This window comes from Chitinophaga niastensis, from assembly GCF_003014755.1.
Lineage (GTDB): Bacteria > Bacteroidota > Bacteroidia > Chitinophagales > Chitinophagaceae > Chitinophaga > Chitinophaga niastensis.
Window position 1 is genome coordinate 541,674 of record NZ_PYAW01000004.1, and the last position, 24,236, is coordinate 565,909.

16 protein-coding genes are annotated in these 24,236 nt (G+C 39.6%); 12 read left to right on the plus strand and 4 right to left on the minus strand.

Going from position 1 to position 24,236, the window contains the following annotated elements:
* Positions 1–134: 134 nt before the first annotated feature.
* The 4 genes from CLV51_RS20730 to CLV51_RS20745 all read right to left on the minus strand — a co-directional run bounded on the left by CLV51_RS20730 (position 135) and on the right by CLV51_RS20745 (position 3,572).
* A complete protein-coding gene (locus tag CLV51_RS20730) occupies positions 135–497 on the minus strand; it encodes a cupin domain-containing protein (RefSeq protein WP_106529989.1) in 363 nt (120 codons plus the stop codon).
* Positions 498–652: 155 nt separating this feature from the next.
* Positions 653–952 carry a protease inhibitor I42 family protein gene (locus CLV51_RS20735; RefSeq protein WP_106529990.1) on the minus strand — a complete coding sequence of 100 codons (300 nt, stop codon included), beginning with the start codon at positions 950–952 and terminating at the stop codon, positions 653–655.
* 129 nt (positions 953–1,081) lie between these two features.
* Positions 1,082–2,755 carry a DUF8189 domain-containing protein gene (locus tag CLV51_RS20740; protein ID WP_106529991.1) on the minus strand — a complete coding sequence of 558 codons (1,674 nt, stop codon included), beginning with the start codon at positions 2,753–2,755 and terminating at the stop codon, positions 1,082–1,084.
* Positions 2,756–3,275: 520 nt separating this feature from the next.
* Positions 3,276–3,572, minus strand: coding sequence for a hypothetical protein (locus CLV51_RS20745; RefSeq protein ID WP_106530075.1), 297 nt, complete (start codon positions 3,570–3,572; stop codon positions 3,276–3,278).
* Positions 3,573–3,870: 298 nt separating this feature from the next.
* Here CLV51_RS20745 and CLV51_RS20750 point away from each other — a divergent pair, with 298 nt between their 5' ends.
* From CLV51_RS20750 to CLV51_RS20805, 12 genes are all read left to right on the plus strand, one after another.
* Complete coding sequence (locus tag CLV51_RS20750) at positions 3,871–4,317, plus strand: hypothetical protein (RefSeq protein ID WP_106529992.1); 447 nt, start codon at positions 3,871–3,873, stop codon at positions 4,315–4,317.
* A 22-nt stretch (positions 4,318–4,339) separates the two neighbouring features.
* Positions 4,340–5,554 (plus strand): transporter family protein, encoded by a 1,215-nt coding sequence (locus CLV51_RS20755; RefSeq protein WP_106529993.1) that lies wholly within the window; start codon positions 4,340–4,342, stop codon positions 5,552–5,554.
* Between the two features lie 157 nt (positions 5,555–5,711).
* Entirely contained in the window at positions 5,712–6,719 is a 1,008-nt protein-coding gene (locus tag CLV51_RS20760; protein ID WP_158267084.1) for a helix-turn-helix domain-containing protein, read from the plus strand.
* Between the two features lie 74 nt (positions 6,720–6,793).
* Positions 6,794–7,780, plus strand: a complete 987-nt coding sequence (locus CLV51_RS20765; RefSeq protein ID WP_106529995.1) for a helix-turn-helix transcriptional regulator — start codon at positions 6,794–6,796, stop codon at positions 7,778–7,780.
* A gap of 598 nt (positions 7,781–8,378) precedes the next feature.
* Entirely contained in the window at positions 8,379–8,990 is a 612-nt protein-coding gene (locus CLV51_RS20770) for an RNA polymerase sigma-70 factor (RefSeq protein ID WP_106529996.1), read from the plus strand.
* A gap of 447 nt (positions 8,991–9,437) precedes the next feature.
* On the plus strand, positions 9,438–12,179 hold the full coding sequence (locus tag CLV51_RS20775; protein ID WP_106529997.1) for a TonB-dependent receptor: 2,742 nt from the start codon (positions 9,438–9,440) through the stop codon (positions 12,177–12,179).
* Between the two features lie 36 nt (positions 12,180–12,215).
* Positions 12,216–12,926, plus strand: a complete 711-nt coding sequence (locus CLV51_RS20780; protein ID WP_106529998.1) for a GLPGLI family protein — start codon at positions 12,216–12,218, stop codon at positions 12,924–12,926.
* 299 nt (positions 12,927–13,225) lie between these two features.
* A complete protein-coding gene (locus CLV51_RS20785) occupies positions 13,226–14,428 on the plus strand; it encodes a FecR domain-containing protein (RefSeq protein ID WP_106529999.1) in 1,203 nt (400 codons plus the stop codon).
* Between the two features lie 227 nt (positions 14,429–14,655).
* Positions 14,656–17,985 carry a SusC/RagA family TonB-linked outer membrane protein gene (locus tag CLV51_RS20790; RefSeq protein WP_158267085.1) on the plus strand — a complete coding sequence of 1,110 codons (3,330 nt, stop codon included), beginning with the start codon at positions 14,656–14,658 and terminating at the stop codon, positions 17,983–17,985.
* Between the two features lie 13 nt (positions 17,986–17,998).
* Entirely contained in the window at positions 17,999–19,507 is a 1,509-nt protein-coding gene (locus tag CLV51_RS20795; protein ID WP_106530001.1) for a RagB/SusD family nutrient uptake outer membrane protein, read from the plus strand.
* 56 nt (positions 19,508–19,563) lie between these two features.
* Positions 19,564–20,898, plus strand: a complete 1,335-nt coding sequence (locus tag CLV51_RS20800) for a thioredoxin family protein (protein WP_106530002.1) — start codon at positions 19,564–19,566, stop codon at positions 20,896–20,898.
* A 145-nt stretch (positions 20,899–21,043) separates the two neighbouring features.
* Complete coding sequence (locus tag CLV51_RS20805) at positions 21,044–23,743, plus strand: alpha/beta hydrolase family protein (RefSeq protein ID WP_106530003.1); 2,700 nt, start codon at positions 21,044–21,046, stop codon at positions 23,741–23,743.
* Positions 23,744–24,236: the final 493 nt, after the last annotated feature.

A 24,236-nucleotide genomic window follows, 5' to 3' on the forward strand; every position in this document is an offset into this window, starting at 1 on the left:
AGATAACTTATTGGGACGAATAATTGATCTGCGTGCAGGCGTTACTACAACTTTGACAGGTACGGTACTTTCCCGGTGCTATCATTGTGTTATCATAGGGAGTTAAAGCGTACTACATCACCACCGGGCTATTCTCATTCCATCTTTTCTACAAAAATAAGCTCAATGGTTGTTTTGCCTGCATTCCATGCATGATGGGGAGTTTCTGGCCCTCTATGCATTGCATCACCAGCTTTCAACATATGGCTTTCTTTTTTCCCATCGTCATAGGCTATCTTTAACAAACCGCCCTTCACGACGTATCCCATATTTACCGGATGGGTATGCGTGGCGAGTTTAGCTCCTGGCGGAAGCGTGATGAGCATCATTCTTACGCCTGCGGTGTCACTTAATAATTTACAATACTTTGGATTTGTGCTGCAAACGTCTTGCCCATAGGCATTATTGAAAACAAGTCCTGCAAATACAATAAAAATTAGTAAAAGCATCTTTTTCATAATCTGGAAAATTTGGTGTACTAAAAATTGTTTATTAGACACAAGTCATTGAAATAAAATGGCCATACTTGCAATGGTTTAATATTGGAAGTATGGTCATTTTAATACAAACAGATTATTGCTACAGAGAAAATGAAAATAAGAAGGTAACCGTTTTACATTACGGTAATGTCTAGTTTTTTAGTATTAATAGCAGCTCCTTCTTTTTCCCATATCCTGCGTTGTTCAAATACAACAATGGCTTTGCCGGGAGCCTTACCGGTGATCATAAACACTTCATCATTGCTGGTGCCGGCGTCACGAAACATAGTATCTACTGTGTAATCATAAGGTTTCACCGCTATACAGCTGGTATCATCTACCTGGAAAAACCACTGAAAGCCTGCTGTTCCTAATCCGGGCAAAATAACAGGCAGAGAGGTCCCCACCTTTATTTCTTTTATTTCACTTTCCATATACGAGTTTTTTATACATACGAATTACGGATACAAGGAGCATCCCGACTGTATTAAAGATGCTCCTTGTATCTGGCCCCAATCTTCGGGCCAGATTGTAATCCGTCATTCGTAGTTTATAATACCCGCCTATACATACCATTTATGGTACATAGCAGAATCTGTTCCTTCCACAAAACAATCAAGTCTGCCTTCCTGCCATGAGCATACACCTACATCTGAGGAGAGGACACCACCCAGGTCTGAGTCGCCATTCCAGGTGCTTCCATCCCACCATTTATGCATCATGCTGTATGTTTGACCCGGATAAAAGATATCGATCCGGTTAGGACCCCATGAAACAGCCGCAGGGCTACCGAACATATTAGATTGCAGATCTTCCCATCCGCTCCATCCGTTACTATACCATTTATGCCAGAGATGATTATTTTGTCCTCTTGCAAAACAGTCGAGTCTTCCTGGTGCCCATGAAGATACCGCAGGTGCAGAAGTGATAATTCCGCCCAGGTCTTCCCAGCCATGCCATGCGCCATCCCACCAGAGATGCCACATAGATGAATTCATACCACGGGCAAAAATATCAATACGGTTAGGTCCCCAGCTCACGCAGGCAGGTTCTGATGATAATGTACCACCAAGGTCTTCCCAGGCACTCCATCCACCCTGGAAGTATTTATGCCACAGGTGATGGTTCAAGCCTACTGCAAAAATATCCAGCCGGCCATTGGCCCATGAACAAATAGCAGGTGCACCCTGAATTTGTCCGCCTAATGATTCCCAACCATACCAACCATTTCCATCCCACCATTTATGATACACGGCACTATCCAGTCCTCTTACCACTACATCAATCCGGTTTGCTGCCCATGAAACCGCATTGGGTCTGGAAGTAAGTAAGCCTCCCAGGTTTTCATAACCATGCCAGCCATGAGCCGGAGCAGGCAATTTTATACCACTGGCAGTCCAGAATGGGAATTCTGTGTCAATACCTGCCTGGCCGTAAGCTATTTTGAAAAAGCCTCCTTTGCCCCATCCGGCGCCCCAGGAATTTTTGCATAACCAGCACTGTTCTGCTTCAGAGTAACCGATCACAGTAACACAGTGTAACCCTTTATCTACACCGGTTACATGTATGTATACGCCATCTGCATAAGAAAAGAAATCTTCATACACGTGCATCACGGCAGAGCAGGGTCCATTAGTGGACAAATAATTTTTACGATCTGTTATATCTGCCAATGTAGTAGAGTTGGTGATTTTCACAGCTCTTGCGTCACGGTTGGGTCCCACTGTACAATGGGGAGCTTGTCCGCTCCAGATATTATTACCCGGGAAAGCGCTGGCATAAGGGAAGCAGGCTTCATCAGGAATGCCGCGGGTCTTTATCTGGCCATACGCGTCTGTAGGCCACCAGCCACCGCAATTAGCACCATGTGAGGAGCAAAAATGAAGATCTGCTTCAGACAGATCCAGTAATTGTCCTTGTTCAATAGATGCCATTGCTTCTGTAACAGCAGTAGTGCAGAAAGATACGCAGGAGCCACATCCTCCCTGATCTTTTATTGGCGTGATGTGGTTGCCGTTGTGGTTCCGCCAGTCAACCGCAGGTGCATAATTGGCCGCTGATGCCGCGCCTGCCTTGGGTTTCATGATAGTTGCCAGTTCCGCTGTATTTACTACAACGCCTAACAGGCCTTTTTGCTGATCTTCCGGTAGCTGTGAAACGGCAGTTTCGCGTGCCTGCCATCGGTTATTTGTTTTTTCAAGGTTAGCTACGAGGTCAGTGATACTGAAATTTGACATAAACTCGTGATTTTTGAGAGTGAACAAATAGAGGTTTCGATATTAATTGAAAATAATGGGGTCGTGCGACGTTGAATACGTTGATTAATGATCGTGTGTACGCTTTGAATACCGGAAAAAATCTGGTGATGAATGAAAAGCCCGAATAAAAGACAATAGTGAATCAATGAACTCAACCAAGCTGATGTGGTGAGAAAAATAGGGTGAAGAAAATTAAAGGAGAATGCCATTCACATAACAATCATATTTCTTCGTTGCCAAAGTTAGGAAGGAGCTATAACATAGCAAAATAAAGGTTGGTTGCAATCCTTTGCATTCTAAAAAAATAATTTGCACTATACTTTTTAATAACAAAATCGTTGATTTTACAAGTATGTTTATTGTTAGCTATGTGGCATGCCATCTGTATAAAATTGAATCGGAAAAGCCGCTGCTATCTATACAGGAAGAATAACGTGGGGCTTCCTCAAACATAGACAGCACCGGCTTTTTGGGGCATTTTTAAAACGATTAAAAGAGATCAGGAATTTTGCGCGGCTGCAAGACCTTTTTGCAAGTCCTCTAAATTCATGACAGGATGAAATTCCACTTTAGCATTCATCTTCATAAAAAAGGGTTCAGCAATACCTGGTATTTCCGATGGATCTTTAAGATCAAATACCATAAAGAATGATCTGCAGCCATCAACGGCATGGAAGTAGGAGGCCTCCGGCTTAATTTTATCCGTTGTTGATTTAATAAGCTGGGGCAGTGAACCATCTGTGATGGCCTTGTTTGATGCTGCCACATCCATAATAACTTTCATTATTGTTCGCATGACTTTGGGATTTAATGAAAACCAAATGTCATACATTTTTTAATCTAAAACATTATTAATAATAAAAATCAGGATGCTCTTTGTGTTCAATAAACGCAAAGAAGCAAGTGGTTTTTCTTTGTGTTAAATGAACGCAAAGTGTGATCTGTACTGTTTTTAATGTATGTATAGTTAGGCTTCCAAATTAACTTGTTTCTTTTGTAAACCTTTCCGGTTGTTTGATGTTAATCTATCAGGAGTTTATATATCTCTACCCCATTACCCCGCTAACTATTCACTTAATGATCAACTGTCATCTATGATTAAGCACGTAAAAAGCATTTTAATCCTGGGGAGCATTTTTATTGCCATCACTGCCCGATCACAGGTAGTGGTGCAGGTAAATGCAGGTTCCCGCGCATTGTGGGGCACCAATCAGAATCTGTTTATAGATCAACAGGGACATTGTCAATTTTATCTGAACGAAGTTCGTGGTACTGTAAAAGATTCTTCCTCATTTAACATTCCGGTATCCCAGCTTGTGTCTTTTTTGGACAAGGCTAAGCAGGTTGGCTTCTTTAACCTCAAAAACAAGTATGATGGAGGCCTCGCAGATGGATCCGGCATCTTTTTATCACTGAACAATTCAGGGCAAAAGCACTATGTTGAGCTACTGAATAAAGACATCCCCGAAGTGCATGAACTTGTTGTTGAGCTCAACACTATCCTTGCACCGCATGGTATTAAGATCAACTATGGTCAATAACTTTCCCCCAAAAAAACTAATCATGAAATACTTTATTTTCCTGGCATTGATATTTGCCGGTTTTTTACTGATACAAGGTTGTGCAGTACAAAACCATGCTACCACAGTAGAACGGGATAAAGAGAATGGTTGTACAATACATGTCATTCTGCAGATCGGCATCGAGGGGACAGATGCTGATGTGATTGCGGTGCGTGATCAGCTGGAAGAATGTTATTCTAAAAAATGTGTAATACCATGTGAAAACGATAACTCAGTGGGATGCCCGGTGCTCAGCCATGTAAACGTAAAGAAATGGTCTGCACTCAGCGACGATGAGAAAAAATCATTTCATCATATTACAATGGTTAACAATGATGGTCAGCCTTCCAATGCCCATATCGGTACACCAAACGGTGGCCCCAAAACAGGTACATGGCGCCGGGACGAACCTCCCAGAACCTATTGCCATGAAGTGTTACACCTGGCAGGATTAAAAGATCAATATTGTTCGCGGGTATATGATACCGTTACACACACTTCCGTGGTAGAGGTAACTTGCGACCCACCTCCTGATCCGGACGGAAATAACTGTTGTACTGCCACCGCAGCGATGATACGTTGTGGTCAGCCTTGCCCTGGGCATAACAATGATCTCATGGCAACACTAACGCCTGAACTTTCCTGTGATAATATCCTGGATGTAGTTAAAAAAGCCGGATTGAACAGCTGCCCGGAAGCTTGTTGTCCTCATCATCACACTTATTATAATCCGAAGAACCTGATCTTTATAGGGCCCAGTTACGTGCATTTCGGAGATAAGGATCTTCACTACGGCAGCTATGGGGGCACAGGGGAGTATACCCATTTTTTTACTCCCAAGATCGGCGCCACGGTGGATATAGGAATTTATTTTCATAATGATAAACAGAATGAATTAACAACGCACTATCAACAATGGAATGCAACAGCCGGTATTACTTTTATACCGATTACCAAACCAAAACCGCATGTTATTTTCTCCACCCACGCCTTATTCGGTATTTCAACATATTCGTATAAATTCACAGGCAATGGTTTCACCAGTAACAAAACCTCACAGCATTCATTCACTCCAAACATAGGAGTAGCACTGGATTGGCCTGTGAGTAAATCGTTCGCTATCCGGTTAGTGCAGGCAGATTATATGCCTACCTTTTTTTCTAAGTCTACCCAAAATAATTTCAGGATCAGTATAGGAGCAGCCTGGATGTTCTAGCGGAGGAATAGTCTGTTTTTATATATCCTGTAAACTAACATATCTGTGCTGATTGCCGGGCAATCGGGGTGAGTAATAAATGATCTCGCTCTGGTTGCCTGCGGCTATTTTACAAAGGTCCCTCAGTACCTTTATAGAAATAAGCCCGAATTTATTTATGAGTTTGCAGCTTACCACCGCCAATAAAGAGGAAATCAGCTACCAGAAATATGTTCCCCAAGCATTGTTGAACCACGTAATTGCAAATGCTCAGCTGTATTATTGCAGTGGTGATTACGGACAACTCATTTTTCAGGAAATTGCCGGATCCGATTTCAGTATATGGTATAGTGAATATCTCATAGCGCAAAACACTACTATATATGCGTACGGTGATGAACCATGCCTTGAATTACATTTCACTTTAAATAACAAACAGGTTTGCGATCTGGAAGGATTGGGAAACGTAGTAATATCTGCCTGGCAGTATAATATTATTTATCTGCCCTTTGTTCAAAGTAAGTCCACCTTTAAGCAGGGAAAAGGATGTACCAGTTTTGACATTCACTTTTCCAAAGAATATCTTTTTAAATTAATTCCCTATTTTCCTTTGATAGGCCAATTCATGGAAAATGTGGACCGGGAAATAGCCTGTATTTTTAGTCCGCAGAATGCGGCAGCATCTCCTCAAATGATCGCCATTATTAATAAAATACTGTACTGCGGATATACAGGTGTCATTAAAGATATCTACCTGGAAAATAAAGCCCATGAATTACTCTTACTCGCATTGGAGAAACTAACCTGGCGGGAGGATATGCATAATGATATGGAGTTGCGCCCGGATGATATTGAACGTTTACAGGAAGCCAGAAATTTGCTGCTGCAAAACATGGACAATCCCTGCTCGCTCAGGGAGCTGGCGCATAAAGTATTTATTAATGAGTTCAAATTAAAGAAAGGATTCAAACAACTATTTGGTGCTACGGTATTTGATTTTTTACTAAATGCCCGAATGGAAAAGGCTTATTTGTTACTAACGGAAACGGATATGCTGATTAAGGAAATAACCATGATAACAGGATATAAGAATGTCTCAAATTTTACCGCTGCATTTAAAAAGAAATACGGGTATCCTCCAGGTAGATTTAAAAACAATTTGCGGGAGGAAATAACTGTTCTGTAAGCACCTTATCAATTGATATAATTGCCAACTATTCCGAAGTAATATTTTAGAAAATTTGAGTCAAAAGGAACCCCATGTCTTTTACCCGGTTTCAGGGAGAGGAGATCACCTTTGTTGTCTGTACTGAAAATTTGCCATCATCTCTGGCAGGGTATGGCTTGCCGCATTGCTGTGCATTACATGCCTATGGCGATTTTGGAGATATGCTTTTTCAGGAAATTCCAGGCAATGGCTTTAGTATCCGGTATAATAATTACCTGATACGAAAGGAGGTGACTTTTAGTAATGTACCAGATACCCCGGTACTGGAATTGCATTTTTCATTAAAGAATAATATGCATTTTTTAATGGAAGGTATCGGCGCAGTAGTGATACATGAAATGCAGTATAATCTCATCTATTTGCCTTACCTGCGTAATACCTCCTCCTTTAAGGCGGATACTGAATACTGTACGTTTAACATACGTTTTACTACTGAGTACCTTCATCGTTTTAGTGATGCTTTTCCTTCATTGCATATATTTATGCAACAGGTACAGGCAGGAAAGGCGGGGCAACTAAGCCCGTGGCATGGATATATCACTGCAGAGATGAAAGGAATTATTGACAGCATCTTACATTGTAACTATACCGGTGAACCTCGTACCATTTACATCATTGCCAAGGTAGGAGAATTGTTGTTGCTGGCTTTACAAAGACTGGAGCATCCTGTTGGTAAAAATCCGCTGGTATTAAACGAGGAAGATATTGAAAAGTTGCTGGCTGCTAAAAAATGGCTGGAGAACAATATGGCGCATCCCTGTTCACTGAAAGAACTGGCCAATAGGGTAGGCACTAACGATTTTAAATTGAAGAAGGGCTTCCGGCAACTGTTTGGTACTACTGTTTTTGATTATTTGAAGGAAGTGCGTTTGGATAAAGCATTGCAGTTGTTGTACGAAATGGATACCTCTATAGGGGATATTGCGAAGATAATAGGGTTTAGAAATGCACCTAATTTTATTGTAGCATTTAAGAAGAAATTTGGTTTTCCACCTGGTGCGCTAAAAAAGAAAAAATGAGCAAGAGATGTGGTGGTGCCTATTCACGAACAAGCCTCAAAAGAGATTTTGAGGCCAGTTCAAAAGCCATCTTCCTTAATAAGAAATAGCGTTCCATATTCCATTAATTACATTCCAAAGAGTTAATATTATAAGATAATGAGGTGCTTATTTTGTCAGCTGTAATGATTTATACTGCGAAGGTAAGAACAAACGGACTGGGACACTTATTCTCAGCGGATAACAATATTTCTTAAAAAGGATTATTTAACTAAATTCTCCAAAATATAACTTTTTCAAATTGTTGGAGTCCGCAATTATTATTATGAAAATAAAACACCCTAATATTAATGGCTCAAATTATTCTGCATCTTTAAGTTACACCGAAACAATAAATTTAAGAGCAAGCTCATAAAAATCTGACAGGCAGTTGATTTTTAATTAAGAAAGCGTTATCTTTATAAAGACACACTCTCACAATTATAAGCTTTACGCAACCAGGTCAACCAATCATCTTTTCCCTCGAGACTTCATCTTTTGTTGCGTTAAATGTGCCCCACAAACACTTACTAACCTAAAATGGCCGTTTAAATTTGGTTAGGCCATTAAGCGCTTTATTATGAACCAGGAAAAGATCTGCTTGGATGCAACCACTGTGTATGCATTAAAAAACGGTAACACAAAAGCCCTCACTGATTTATTCAAATTTTACTATCCCCAGTTATGTTTATTTGCAGCACGCTTGATTACTAATGAACCTGCAGCCGAAGAAATTGCAGAAGAAACCTTTATGAAATTCTGGCAACGGCGCGATAATTTTGAAACCATACAAAACATTAAAGCCTTCCTGTATATCACTACACGCAACAGCTGTATGGATTATTTAAGAAAAGCAGTGCGGGAAGAACACTCCCTGAAACAGCTGACTTATATTACGAGAGAGGATGATGATGAATTTATGCAGACCTCCATCATCCATTCAGAAGTGTTAGGTGAAATCTACCGTGAGATAGAACAGCTCCCCCCAAAGTGCAAACAAATATTTAAACTCAGTTTTATTGAAGGCATGAAAAATCAGGAAATTGCCGATCACCTCGGGCTTGCTTTGCCTACTGTAAAAAATCAGAAAACCCGGGCAGTATGTCTTTTAAAGACAGTCTTACTGAAAAAGGATGTCTGGACCATGGTGATATTACTATTCTCTCTGCTGCGGTTATTAACAATGTATTAACAATAAATCAGCTGTATGCTTTAGTGCTAAAGCAAAGAATAAACGTTTTTATAACGGCAGGTGATATTGACAGGTAGGTAGTGCAGCATTCATAACAGAAAACAATAACGTGACCGTTTTAATATATTATCCTTAGAAAACCAACCAGCAACCTTACACCATTTTTTTTCGATCAGATTCCCTTGTTACCAGCCCCAAAGGACACATAACCGGATACGTGTATAACACACGCCCGGTTATTTTCTTTCCTACCTGACCTGCCTCCTCCATTTCAGCAGATAAATTAAGTTTGTTTATCCTTATCCACCGGTGTTTTAAAAGCGCAAACACCGTGTAAAAGATATAATGTGAAAATCCGCCTGTTGAAACTTTTTACTCCCGCAAACATAAGTAACGATGTGATTTAATAGGGATATTTATTTTTTCGTATCACTGTTATAACCCTGTATGAAAAAATTCCTCATTGCCATCCTGAGTATGTTTTTTTTTGTAAGCACCTGTTGGGGACAGTCGGCAGACATAAAGGGAATAATAAGAGATACACTGAATAAAAACAACATGAATGGCGCCGTGATCATGTTATTACGTGCCAGCGATTCCACACTTGTTACATTTACGCGGAGTAATGAAGACGGTAATTTTGTGATGCGGCAGTTAACCCCCGGCCATTTTTTGATGTTGGTTACCTATCCGGACTATGCAGATTATGAAGATGAGATAACCCTTAAAGATACTTCACACATTAACCTCGGTAATATTAGCCTCACTACCCGGATGCGCATGCTGAAAGAAATAATTGTGCGCCAAAGTTCACCTATGCGCCTCAAAGGTGATACCCTGGAATATGCAGCAGATAGCTTTAAAGTAAGGCCCAATGCCAATGTGGAAGATTTATTGAAGCAGTTACCAGGCATACAGGTAAACAGGAAAGGAGAGATCACTGCACAGGGGCAGCAGGTGCAGAAAATATTGGTAGATGGGGAGGAATTCTTCAGTGAAGATCCCACCATTGCCACACAAAACCTGCGGGCCGATATGGTGGAAAAAGTGAAGGTATACGATAAAAAAAGCGATCAGGCAGTGTTTACGGGCATAGATGATGGGGTGAAAATTAAAACGATTGACCTGAAATTAAAAGAAGATAAAAAGAAAGGGTATTTCGGAAAGGTGGAAGGGGGGACCGATTTTAATAAATACTATGACAACCGGGGCATGATCAGCGCTTTTAAGGGGAGGCGAAAGATAGCAGTGGTGGGTGTAATGTCTAATACCGGCAGTGGCACTTTAAGAGTAGATGAAGCAGACAATTTCAGTGGTGCAGGCGGGGTAGGTATAGAATTGGAAGAAGGAATGGGATTACCCCAAACAGCTGATGAAGGAGGAGGGGCAGGGCCTGGCGGTATTCCCGTTAGCTGGAATGGGGGTGCGCATTATTCCAACAAATGGAAAGATGATCAGTATTATCTGAATACTAATTACCGGTTTGGTAAAACTATTGTAAACCCTATAGGGGGTACTATTACCCAGCAAAACGTACAGGATGGTATGTTTGATAGCCGGCAACAAAGTGATGCAACCATACAAAATGAGCGGCATGTCTTTAACAGTAACCTGGTAGTGGCAACAGATTCATTATCCACACTCGATATCAGGCTGAATACAGCGATCAGTAAAGCCAGTAGCCAGAATACGTTTTCTACCAATACACTTAAAAATGGTATACAAGTAAATAATGGTAGCCGGATAACAGGCAATACTGCGGATGCCAGGGATTTTCAGGCAAATATGATCTGGCGTAGAAAATTCATGAAAAAAGGTCGTAGTTTATTATTATACGCAAATATAAAAACCGGAGATAATAAAGCAGATGGCTCGCTGTATGCCGTAAATGATTTTTACAACACAAGCGGAACACATCTGAATGCAGATACTACTAATCAGCAAAAGCTGAATCAAAACAATGGTACGCTGCTCACGGGGAAAATAATATATACAGAACCGCTATGGAAAAATGCTTTTATTATGCTGAGTTATGGTCTGGCGCTCAATAACCAGGAATCACTTAGAAGTACCTATGATAACCTACCTGGAGGAAAGCAGGTATATGTTGACAGCCTTAGCAATAATTACACCCTCCGGACTATCACACATAGAGCAGGTATGTATTTAAACATGGCCGGTAAAAAAACGGATTACACCATAGGAGGGGATGTTTCACGGGCAGATTATCACCAGCATAATGCGGTGAAAGATGGGGTGTTTGATCACCAGTTCATCAATTTTTTTCCTAAACTGAATATCCGGTACCGGCTAAATACTTACAAGGACCTTACCTTTTCCTATACCGGTATTACACAGCAACCATCTATTCAACAACTACAGCCTTTAAAGGATAACTATGATCCACTGAATATTTATATAGGCAATTCCCTGCTTAAACGGGCATTCAATCATACACTGAATTTGAGTTTTAAGCGTTTTAAAGTAATTAAAAGCAGCTACTTTATTGCAGATATTTCTTACAGCACCATACAGGATGCTATTACAAGCCGTAATTCTATAGATACAGCCGGAAGGAGCATCATTCAACCTGTAAATGTAAATGGCAATCAAAGTATAATGGGAAGTGTAAATTATGGTACAGCGTCTGATAAGTCGCACCTGGGAGCAAGTATAGGAACAAAATTTTCGTTGAGCCGTAGTGTTAGTTTTATCAATGATCAGCTAAACAATACGAATTACTTTAGCCCGGCTGTTACACTGGGAGTGGGTTGGTATAATGGAGATAAGAGTAGTTTAACCCTTACTTCCAACATAAATTATAACTATTCCAGTTCTTCTGTTAATCCGGATCTGATTACGAAATACTGGATGCAGGAATATACTGCTTTACTTTCTGTTACTTTATTTAAACAGGTTTATTTCAATACAGAGGCTTATTTCTCCTTGCGCCAGAAAACAAGTGCTTTCGATAAAAATAACAATGTGATCAAATGGAATGCCTATGTGACAAAAACAGTATTGAAAGGCAGCATGAACCTGAAATTATCCGTGAATGATATACTGGATCAAAATATCGGCTTCTCTCGTTTGGTAGGTGCCGGCACTATTACAGAAAATAATTATAATACGCTGCGCAGGTACTGGATGTTATCTGTAATATGGAATTTTAATACAACCGGAAGATAATCCTCGTTTCTCAATAACCGATTAAACTATTTATTTATGAGATACATATTATTGTTGCTGATATGCCTGGTTACAGCTACTGCTGTTGCACAATCATTTATCAGCAGTGGTAAAATAATGTTCGAGAAAAAAATAAATTTAACGCGCATATACCAGGAGAAAGGATTGACAGAATTTATGAAAAATCAACCCCAATCTAATACTACCTATTTCGAGCTTAGTTTTTCATCAAATAAAACACTTTATAAGCCAGGTAGAGCAGGAGATCCTCCTGTTGCGGGTACGGCAGCAGGTAATATCGTATTTACTGATTTTAATACAGGCTTTGTTTATGCAAAAAAAGAAGTGTTCGAATCTACTTACCTCGTAGCAGACAGTATTGCTAAAATAACATGGAAAATAACACCGGATACACGGATGATTGCAGGTGTCAACTGTAGAAAAGCAGTGGGCGTTATCATGGATTCATTAGTAATTATTGCATTTTACACAGACAGGATACCAGTAAGCGGTGGTCCTGAATCATTTGTCGGGTTGCCGGGTATGATTATGGGCCTGGCTATTCCTAAAATGCATACCACCTGGTATGCCAGCAGTGTGCAACAGATAGATGAAAAGGATGCTGCGATGATAAAAATACCTGCTGCAGGGAAAACCCTTACGCGTAAGGAACTATTAACTACTTTGCAGAAAACGCTGCATGGTGGCAGGGATGATGAACATAATATTTGGCAGATACTGATATGAAAAATTTAATATTCTATGAAGCGGTATTAACATTGCATTAACTTGATAGTCCGTATTAACCAGGTGTTAACAAGGATGAAGTAATTAAAATTATTAAAACAATGCATGTGTAAATTATATTCCACCAAATAATTATCTATTATTTCTCGATTTTTATTGCAGGCATCTACTTCCACTTTATCATTTTGAGAATTATCCGGCTTAGTACTGGCGTGAATAACCAGCGTTTTATAGGTAAATGCTACTGATAACCAGCTGCAGTGTATAAGAAAATTGCTTAGTGAATAAATGTAATCAAAATGATGAATGAAAAAGATGCCGGACCTACCAGTGCTATTGCAACCCTGATTATAAAATATCTGCAGGGAAATTTGCAGGAGGTGGAACGGAAATCTCTTGAAAGCTGGTTACAGGAAAGTGAAACGCATCGTGCACTGTTGCACACACTCAGGAATGAAAATAAAACACAGGAATCAATAAACTACTTAAATAGTATAGATAAAGAAGCTGCCATAAAACGGATTAGTAGGCGCATTAATGAACAACATACTATTCACAGATTGTCGTTGCGGTCCTGGAAATATATTGCTGCTGCAATGGTGTTATTGATCGTAAGTAGTGCTGTCATGTTATATCTCACAAGAGTTTCACGCACTACCATCAGTCCCAATGATGATATAAGTATTCGATATAAAAACGATATACGACCAGGTGGTAATAAAGCGCAACTCATACTTGCTAACGGGCACACCGTGCAATTGGATGCGCCGGCAGATTCCTCCTTTATGGCTGATAATGCCACCCTTATCAACAAACACAATGGTGTGTTAACTTATAGCAATAATGCTGCAGGAGTAGCTGCATATAATACTGTAGCTACACCTATAGGGGGCACTTATAAAATTGTGTTGAGTGATGGCTCACAGGTATGGCTAAACGCTGGTTCCTCTCTGCGCTTCCCTACTCATTTTACCGGTAAAGAGCGCCGGGTACTGCTTAGCGGGGAAGGATATTTTTCAATAGCTAAAAACGCACAACAAACATTTATTGTAGCTACTGATAACCTGGAGATACAGGCGCTTGGTACTGCCTTTAACGTAATGGCCTATACGACCGAGGAAAAAAGTGCGACCACACTGGCTGAGGGCCTGGTAAAGGTCACTTATGCGCATCAAAGCTATACGTTACATCCTGGTACAGCAGCAGTGGTCAGCAATAACCAGGTATCTGTTGAACCGGCTGATGTAGCAGCGGTGACTGCCTGGAAAGAAGGTCTATTTATATTCAAAAATACAGATGTAGCCACCGTTATGCAACAACTGGCCCGGTGGTATAATGTGAAAGTATCTTACATCGGAGATAAAACGCCTGATCTGCATTTTACAGGAGAAATAGACCGCAATGTTACAATGGCGCAAATACTGCAAATGCTGGAATTAACAGGAGGTGTACAATTCACTATTGACAAGAACAATGTTACCATTTCACAAGTCAACCATTAGTTCATAAATCAATCAATCTTTCTTTTATTTCACCTTTGTTCCTTCTCCCCAAAAAAAACACCGGATAATGTGTAAACACATCTGGTTGTATGTCATGATGAATAAAATTCCCCTGTTATTTGACAAGGGAGGCTTTTCTACCAACTTCATTATATATTATGGGATCTACATTACATGGCCAAAAGCATGGTCCGAGGTTGGCATGTTTGGCCCCAATAATGATTGTCATGAAACTTACATGGATATTAGTGCTAAGCACCTGCCTGCAGGTAGCTGGAGCCCCGGCCCGTTCTCAGGGAGGGATTACACTTTCCCTGCATAATGTGTCGCTGGAGCAGGTATTCCTGGAAATAAAACATCAAAGCAAATATAAGTTCCTATACAACGATGAAATGATAAAGAAAGCAGGGAAGGTGAATGTAGAAGTGAGGAATGCCAGCATAGAAATGGTATTAACGCAATGTTTTTTACACTTGCCTTTAGGTTATAAGATTAAAGCAGGGACGATCATTGTGACGCATAAGGAGGATGAAAAAAAAAGTGTGAGTATTGGAGGTGAAGTACCGAAAGAGAAGCAAGGGGAAGACCTGCCAAGTGTCGGTGGAAAAGTGATGGATGAAAATGGAAAGCCGGTAGCCGGTGCAACAGTAATTGTAAAAGGAACTAACATAGGGACGCTTACGAACGATAACGGTCAATTTTCATTAAAAGACGTTAAAAAAAATGCGACCCTGATAATTAGTAATATAGGCTATGAAAGCCAGAATATTGTTTTGAAAGGTAATAATACGATTAATGTTATACTAAAGATATATGTCAATAGGTTAGATGAGACAGTAATAATTGCCTATGGTGCCACCACCGAACGTTTAAAAACAGGTAATGTATTCAGCGTAAAGGCTGCTGATATAGCAAAACAACCGGTAAGTAACCCTTTACTTGCCCTGGAAGGTCGAGTACCTGGTTTGTTCATTACACAAAGTACGGGCCTGCCAGGCAGTGGGGTAACAGTACGCATACAAGGATTAAATAGTATAGCTTCAGGGAATGATCCATTTTATGTGATTGATGGAATACCTTATACTGCTCAACTATTACCAACCTATGCGAATGTTTTAGGTGGTTCCGGAGGAGCAGGAGTTGACGGATTTAGGAACGGAGCTGGTAATCCGCTTAGTTATATCAACCCTGCCGATATAGAGTCCATTGATATATTAAAAGATGCCGATGCAACATCTATTTATGGGTCTCGTGCAGCTAATGGTGCTATACTCATCACCACTAAAAAAGGAAAAGCAGGACAGACCAAAGTAGATATCAATATGCAAAATGGCTGGGGGAAAGTGACTCGAAAACTGGATTTGCTGAATACACAACAATACCTGCAAATGCGGCATGAAGCCTTAAGGAATGATGGGCTGATACCAGATTCAACAGTGGATTTTGATTTAACAGCTTGGGATACTACCCGATATACCGACTGGCAAAAAGTACTAATTGGGGGAATGGCGAAATATACAGATGCACAAATAAGTGTATCAGGTGGTAATACGAGTACCCAATTTTTAGCAGGCGCTGGCTACCATCGGGAAACTACTGTATTCCCTGGTGATCTCTCTGATCAGAAAGGGTCATTGCATTTCAGTATCAATCATATTTCTCTCAATCAGAAATTCCGATTCCAGTTGACCGGTAATTACCTCGTAGATAATAACCGGTTAATAAGCACGGACCTAACACAAACAGCGATAACACTTGCTCCCGATGCACCCCCTCTTTACAATGCAGATGGTAGCCTCAACTGGGCCCCACTCGCTTCAGGCAATTCTACATGGCAAAACCCGCTTTCATATTTATCACAAAAGTATAAAAACAAGGCCAATAATTTAGTAAGCAGTGCGTTGATCAGTTACCAGATTTTGCCTGGGTTGGACATTAAAAGCAGTTTTGGTTATACCTACCAGCAATCAAATGAAACCGATCTCTATCCGCTGATTTTTAATGCTCCGGAACAACGGCCATTTTTGGAAAGAAGTTCATCTTTTGCAAATAATAACATCACTACCTGGATAGTTGAGCCTCAGGTTAGTTATGAAACCATGATTGGAAAGGGAAAACTCATGAGCCTCATTGGTACTACGATTCAACAAAATAATAGCAATACATTAAAGTTATCAGCTGCTGGCTTTATCAGTGATGCAGTGCTGGAAGATCCCAGCGCTGCTGCTCACTTAGGAACTGACGCTTATATTGCTTCTGTCTATAAATACAATGCCTTATTTAGTAGGATCAATTATAATTGGAAGGATAAATACCTCATTAATTTCAATGGTCGTCGGGATGGTAGTTCTCGCTTCGGATCGAAAAACAGATTCCATGATTTTAGTTCAATTGGAGCGGGTTGGGTTTTTTCAAATGAACCTTTCATTCAGAAGAATTTACCAATTGTTAGTTTTGGAAAAATAAGAGGAAGCTATGGAACTACCGGAAATGACCAGATCTCAAATTATTTGTTTCTATCTCAGTATAAGACACCGCCGAATGTGTTAACCCCCTATCAGGGAAGCCCAGGACTTTTGCCAAATGGTCTTTACAATCCTTATTTGCAATGGGAGGAAACTAAAAAATTGCAATTTGGCTTAGATCTAGGTTTTTTTAAAGATAGAGTATTACTTAATATGAATTATTTTCATAACCGTTCTTCCAATTTGTTACTACCTTATACATTGCCTCTTATTACCGGTTTTGGGAGTATTACAAAAAATTTTCCTGCTACCATACAAAATTCCGGTTGGGAATTTGCGCTTAATACTATGTTTTTTCAAGCAAAAGATTTTACCTGGTCGGGTAATATTAACTTGACCCTTCCTGAAAATAAATTGGTGGCATTTCCGAACCTGACTTCATCTAGTTATGCAGATATTTTGGTGATTGGTCAGCCTATCACAGTTAGGAAGGTTTTTCATTTATTGGGAGTAGATCCCGCAACTGGTGTTTATCAGTTTGCTGACAGTCATGGAAAATCTACTTCTTCCCCTGTTTTTCCAGTTGATCAAACCGTGTTGGAAAATCCTTCTCCTAAATTCTATGGAGGTATTGAAAATAGGTTTAGGTATAAAGGATTTGAATTAGATTTCTTATTTCAGATTGTAAAGCAAACGGGAGTAAATTATGTTTATGGGAATTATCCTGGTGGTTTTTATTGGGGCAATCAACCTGTCAGCGTGTTGGATCGCTGGCAAAAGGCAGGAGATATAGCCGCTCAGCAACGATATAATACTGATTATAGTTTATTCACTCAATATGGTAACGCAGCTTACAGCAGCGATGCGGCTTGGTCGGATGCATCTTATATCAGGCTCCGAAATGTGTCCTTATCCTGGCAATTCCCGGGAATATGGATGAGGAAAGCGCATATACAAAACTGCCGACTTTATATGCAGGGAGAGAATTTACTCACCATCACTCACTACAAAGGTTTGGATCCTGAAACTCCCGGCTCGTCATTCTTGCCTCCTTTACGAATATGGACAATGGGGGTGCAATTGACTTTATAATAAATAATAAGAAATGTCTGAGTTGATAACATATTTAAAGGAATTTAAAATGCAATTAATTAATAAAATCATATACAAGCACCGCTTTATAAGCGTCTGTTCTGCTTGGACGACAGCTGGGGGGATTTTTCTCTTCTTGCTTATTCAAACTGGTTGCAAGAAACTGGTGGAAGTGGATGCCCCCTTTACAAGTATAAATGTAGGTAATGTATATACCAATGATGCCACAGCGGTAGCTGTATTAACAGGTATTTATACTAAGATGAGTTTAAGTGATGTAAGGTTTAGCGATGGTGGGCTTATCAGTTTGTCATTATTTCCAGGATTATCTTCAGATGAACTGACGCTCTACAACCTTTCAAATGAAAATGAACGTCAATATTACTCTAATGCATTAAATAATTTAAATAATATTGATTTTTGGGTTGAGATTTATCCGATCATTTTTATTGCGAATTCCGCCATTGAAAGTTTAACGAATGCTACTGGGTTGACCCCCGTTGTAAAACAGCAATTGATAGGAGAAGCAAAATTCATCCGTGCCTTTTGTTACTTCTACCTGGTTAATTTGTATGGAGATGTGCCATTGGTAACCGGAACGGATTATACAATAAATGCCCTGCTATCCCGTACCTCAATGACAAAAGTATGGGAGCAGATCGTCACCGACCTGAAAGACGCCCAAAGTCTGCTAAGTACTAATTACTTGGATGCGACTCTCTTAAATGTGACAACCGAAAAAGTGAGACCAACTAAATGGGCAGCTACTGCATTATTAGCCAGAGCTTATTTATATATCGGAGACGAAGTGCAGGCCGAAGCGCAAGCTACTGTTGTTATTAATAATTCCTCCTTATACAGTCTGGATACGCTGAACAGCGTATTTCTTAAAAACAGTAACGAGGCTATCTGGCAATTACAACCCGTAGGGGCAGGCGTGGCTGCCAATACAGGAGCAGGCAGGTTATTTATCCTTCCTGCTGGGGGGCCTAACCTGTTTGACCACCCCGTTTATTTAAGTGATAACATAACCAATAGTTTTGAGACTGGTGATCAGCGTAAAACAAGTTGGGTCAATAGCATTACGGTAAGTGGTGCTACGTATTACTATCCTTATAAGTATAAAATTGGCGCAGTTAATACTAGTACTAATGAATACATAATGGTTCTTCGCTTAGGTGAGCAGTATCTGGTACGGGCAGAGGCAAGGGCGCAACAAGGTAATATTGCCGGTGCAGCTGCAGATCTGAATATTATACGCACCAGGGCAGGGTTGATGAACACTACGGCTGCTACACAAGTGGGCTTATTGGCTGCTATTCAACGGGAACGTAAGGTAGAATTATTCACAGAATGGGGTCATCGTTGGCTTGATCTGAAAAGAACAAATATGGTGGATGCTGTGATGAGTGAGGTAACACCACAAAAAGGCGGCACCTGGAATACAAACTGGCAGTGGTATCCCATTATATTAAGCGAATTGAAAGCAAATCCGAATCTGGTACAAAATATAGGTTACTAGGGAGAGAAAAAATATTTTCATACTAAGTCTGAACGATAAAATCAAAAACTAATAAAATGAAATGGACATTGTATTTATTGATGTACTTCCCATTACTTATTAAAGCACAGGATGAAAAGGGAATTAAATTTGAACAAAGTCTTAGTTGGCAACAATTGCAAGCCAAAGCGAAAGCAGAAAACAAATACATTTTCGTGGACTGCTATACTACTTGGTGCGGGCCCTGCAAGGCAATGGAAAAAGATGTATATCCGTCAGATAAGCTAGGTGCCTACCTTAACGATAAATTCATTTCTGTAAAAATGCAGATGGATACCTCCAAAACTGATGGTAATGCTGTGCAAAAAAGATATGGGGATGCGCATGCCATACAGCAACAATATAAAATAACAGGTTACCCTACATTTTTATTCTTTTCACCTGATGGCAGATTAGTACATAGAGGTCTAGGATATAGGCAGGTAGATGATTTTATTCGACTTGCGGGTGAGGCAAATGACCCATCAAAGCAATATTACACCTTAATGGAAAACTATCAGCATGGCAAAAAGGATTATACAAAAATGGCTTCTTTGGCGCTAATTACCCAGGAACAGGGTGATCAGGATTTAGCCAATACCATTGCTGGTGATTATGTAAATAACTACTTAGATAAACTAAATGAGGAAGAACTATATACAAAAGAAAATATCTGGTTTATGGGTCAGTTTCCTGCATTGCTGTTTTCAGCAGGTTCAAAAGGGAAGTACTTTAATTTATTTTATCATCATTCTGATAAAGTGGATAGCATTTTGGATTTGAAAGATTATGCAGACTATTATGTTAAGATGGTCATTGGAAAGGAAGAGATAAACGACAAATTATGGCAAAGTGATAAGCCTGTTACCAGGAAGCCGGACTGGAATAAAATCAGCAAAAATATAAGTAAAAAATATAATATTAGTTACGCCGAAACTCTTATCTATCCTGCTCAACTGGCATTTTACATGCGTATAAAAGATTGGAGGGAATTCGCCAGACTCCGGGAAGACAAAATAAAAAAGCATCCACCAAAACCAGCAACAGATAGTAGCCAGAGAGGCTTAGCTAGGGATGCTTGGGTCTTGAATGTTGACGCCTGGAATGTTTTTGAACTGTGCAATGATAAACGTGTTTTAGCTAAAGCACTTAGTTGGAGCGATCTATCTATAAAATTAGATTCAGAGAATGTTCAGGTCTTAGATACAAAGGCAAATCTATTATACAAATTAGGAAGGGTTAAAGAAGCCATTGATTTGGAAGAAAAGGCTTTAGAAATAGCCAGATCTACTAAACAAGAAGCAATCGCTAGTGATTATGTGGAAAATTTAGCCAAAATGCAAAATCGGGAACCTACCTGGACAGTGAAGTGAAACGATATTTTTTATAGTGGTTGCATTGATCTTTTCTGTTGTTCATATTTTTTGTATCTTCTATGTCCAAAGTAACTTAATCTAGATTGGGAATCTTTTCGTTGTAATGATAATCGTTTATATGTAATTTATATATTGCTTGTCTATGAAATATGCCATTGTATGTACACTCTTTGTGTTCTACACCTACTGTTGTTTTGCTCAAAAACTACCCACAGACACCAGTGTCTTTGGTAAATGGTTATCGGTTAAATCTCCAATTATTAGTAATAATGGGGAATATGCTTTATATACTATTAATAATGAACCAGTAAACAATCATACTTTAGTAATACAGGCTATTCATACTAATTGGAAAATGGAGATACCGGGTACTGGCAATGCGGCAATAACTCAGGACAGTCGTATGGTTGTTTTTATCAAGCCCGGAGACACTTTATGTTTGCTTACACTAAGCACATCTGTTGTTGAATATTTACCTCATGTCAGTTCTTTCCAGCTTTTTAAGCAGGATGGGAAAGAGTGCTTAGCTTACCAGTTAAATGATAGGAGAAAGGAATTTGTTCTGCGTGACCTGGGGACTGGCAACCATGAATCTTTTACTGGGGTAACTAACTATTTGTTGAGTCATGATGGTAATACAATACTGCTCCAAACGGAGTCAAAGCTGGATAGTGTTATAACATTATCGTTGAAGTGGGTGAACATCCCAAGTGGTAATATGATTACTATCTGGTCTACAGGATTTGGTGAGCAGGAAAAAAAGGCAAGTAACTTTGTTTTTGATGCCAGTAATGCTCAGTTGGCATATATTGTACAAGAAGGTGTGGATAATGATTCAGAAACTTCCTTTTGGTACTATAAGGCGGGAACTAGTAAAGCCATTATGTTGGTCAACAATCAATCGGTAGGTATCGACCATGGTCTACGATTAAATAATATTACTAGTTTCAGTAAGGATGGTAACAGGCTTTTTTTTACATTAAAAGAAAAGGAAGTACCAACACCGAAGAGAGTTGCAGTAAAAGTAGATATTTGGAGTTATACCGATTCGAAATTGCAATCACAACAGTTATATGAATCTGGCCAAGAAGAACAAGATACTTATACAGCTGTTATCCAAATTGATGATCAGCATATCTTCCGTTTGCAACAGGAGGTAGATGATAGTTATTTACGATTTTTCGATGTTAAATCTAATGATATTACATTTACTTGTAACAGTAGAGGAAATTGGGATGAGCGTAATTGGAATGCTAATGCTGTTAGCAGTGATGCTACCTATTTAATAAATACTAGGAATGGGGAAAGAATACGAACAGATGGGAATTTTATAGCAGATGTGCAATCAGGAGGGAAATATGTCATTTTATTAAATAGGGATGTATTGAGTTATGAGATTGCAACCGGTGTGACACGCAACATTACCCAATTCCTCCATATTCCCTTGGTAGATAACGAGTTTGATGATAATCCAGGTCCCAAGCCTCGTGGACTAAGCGTAGTGGCCTGGTTAGATAATGAGGAGGCAGTACTTATCTGTGACAAGTATGATATCTGGAAGGTGGACCCGGCAGGAAGAAAACCAGCAGTAAACCTTACCAATGGTTATGGCCGTAAACATAACATTGTATTTCGCCTGACTGAGGATAAGAAATATCGCAATAAGTTTATTGCTAATAACGAGAAGCTTATTTTAGATGCATTTGACCGAACGACTAAAAATAGTGGTTTTTATAGTATTGCATTGGGCAGCAAAGGAGATCCTGAGCTATTGTCTATGGGTCCATATACCTTTCGCCTTGCTTCCTCAGCATTGGATACTACGGCGTATATTGTGGAGCGAAGTAACGCCAGCCAGTCTCCTAATTACTTTTGGACATCAGATTTTAAAACCTTTACACCTTTAAGTCATGTTTACCCTGAAGCGGCTTACAACTGGCTCAGCTCAGCATTAATAACCTGGAAAACCTTCGATGGACGTTCCACACAAGGGGTGCTGTATAAACCGGAGAACTTTGATCCAAAAAAGAAATACCCGGTAATTTTTTATTATTATGAAAAATTGTCGGATGAGCTGAATAAATACCGGGAGCCCGAAGCCGCGGAAGGTTGGATAAACATTCCTTGGTTTGTTAGTAATGGATATTTAGTCTTTACCCCTGATATTCATTATACGACGGGTAAACCTGGCGAAAGTGCCTACAATTCAGTTGTTTCTGCCGCAAAATACTTAGCTGAGTTCCCTTGGGTAGATGCTACTAAAATGGGGATCCAGGGGCATAGTTTTGGTGGGTATGAAACTAATTATATTGTGACACATACCAATGTGTTTGCTGCTGCCATGTCCGCGTCAGGGATAGCTGATTGTATTAGTGGTTATGGATCTTTATCGAAGGAGGGAGGGAGTTTACAATACTTTTATGAAGTAGATCAAACTCGGATAGGGGCTACACTTTGGGGAAAGCCAAGTTTATATATAAAGAATTCCCCCATTTTTTTTGCAGATAAAGTGACCACCCCGCTTTTATTGATGAACAATAAAGAAGATGCTGTAGTTCCTTTTGCCCAAGGAGTAGAATTTTTCACGGCGTTGCGCCGCTTAGGTAAAAAAGCCTGGATGCTGCAGTATGACGGAGAAGCGCATTCACTTCAAGATGAAAAAGCAATCAAAGACTATACTATCCGGATTACTCAGTTTTTTGATCATTATCTGAAGGGGGCTCTACCACCTAAATGGATGACAAGAGGTATATCTGCTAAAATGAAAGGAATAGATGACGGATTGGAGTTAGACGATAGTATAAAGACTCCCGGACCTGGATTATTATCAGTAATCAAATGAATAGATGATCTTGCAATAAAGCTGTATATGGTGTCAGCTATCAAATGACAACTAGTGAGAAAAGAGCGTCCACTGTAAAATAATTTTGTAGTACCCTTTTTGAAACGATTGTTTAAATAACCGCTCATTTTGTGTAAGTATAGCACTTCTTGTATTGTATATAAGATCCCCGTTTTTACCATATCTTTTTCGTTATGATGCATCAATAGTTATCTGCTAAAGTGCGTTCAACTTTAGAAGTAGTTATTATGGAAAGACGATTCACAAAAAAAGTAATTGCCGAAAAATTGTTTTTGTGACGATTCCTTTTTGAAACGGTTACTTAAAAGGACACAAATCATATAAGCATAGTATCAGTATTAACCATAGGATAACCATTTTATTGCCTGACAGTTATATGGACTAGAAGAGTGCATGGGTTCACTGAGGTGCTTGCACAAAATGAAATCGTAGCACTTATATCGGTGGTAATGGTTTTGTTGATTTATAGGAC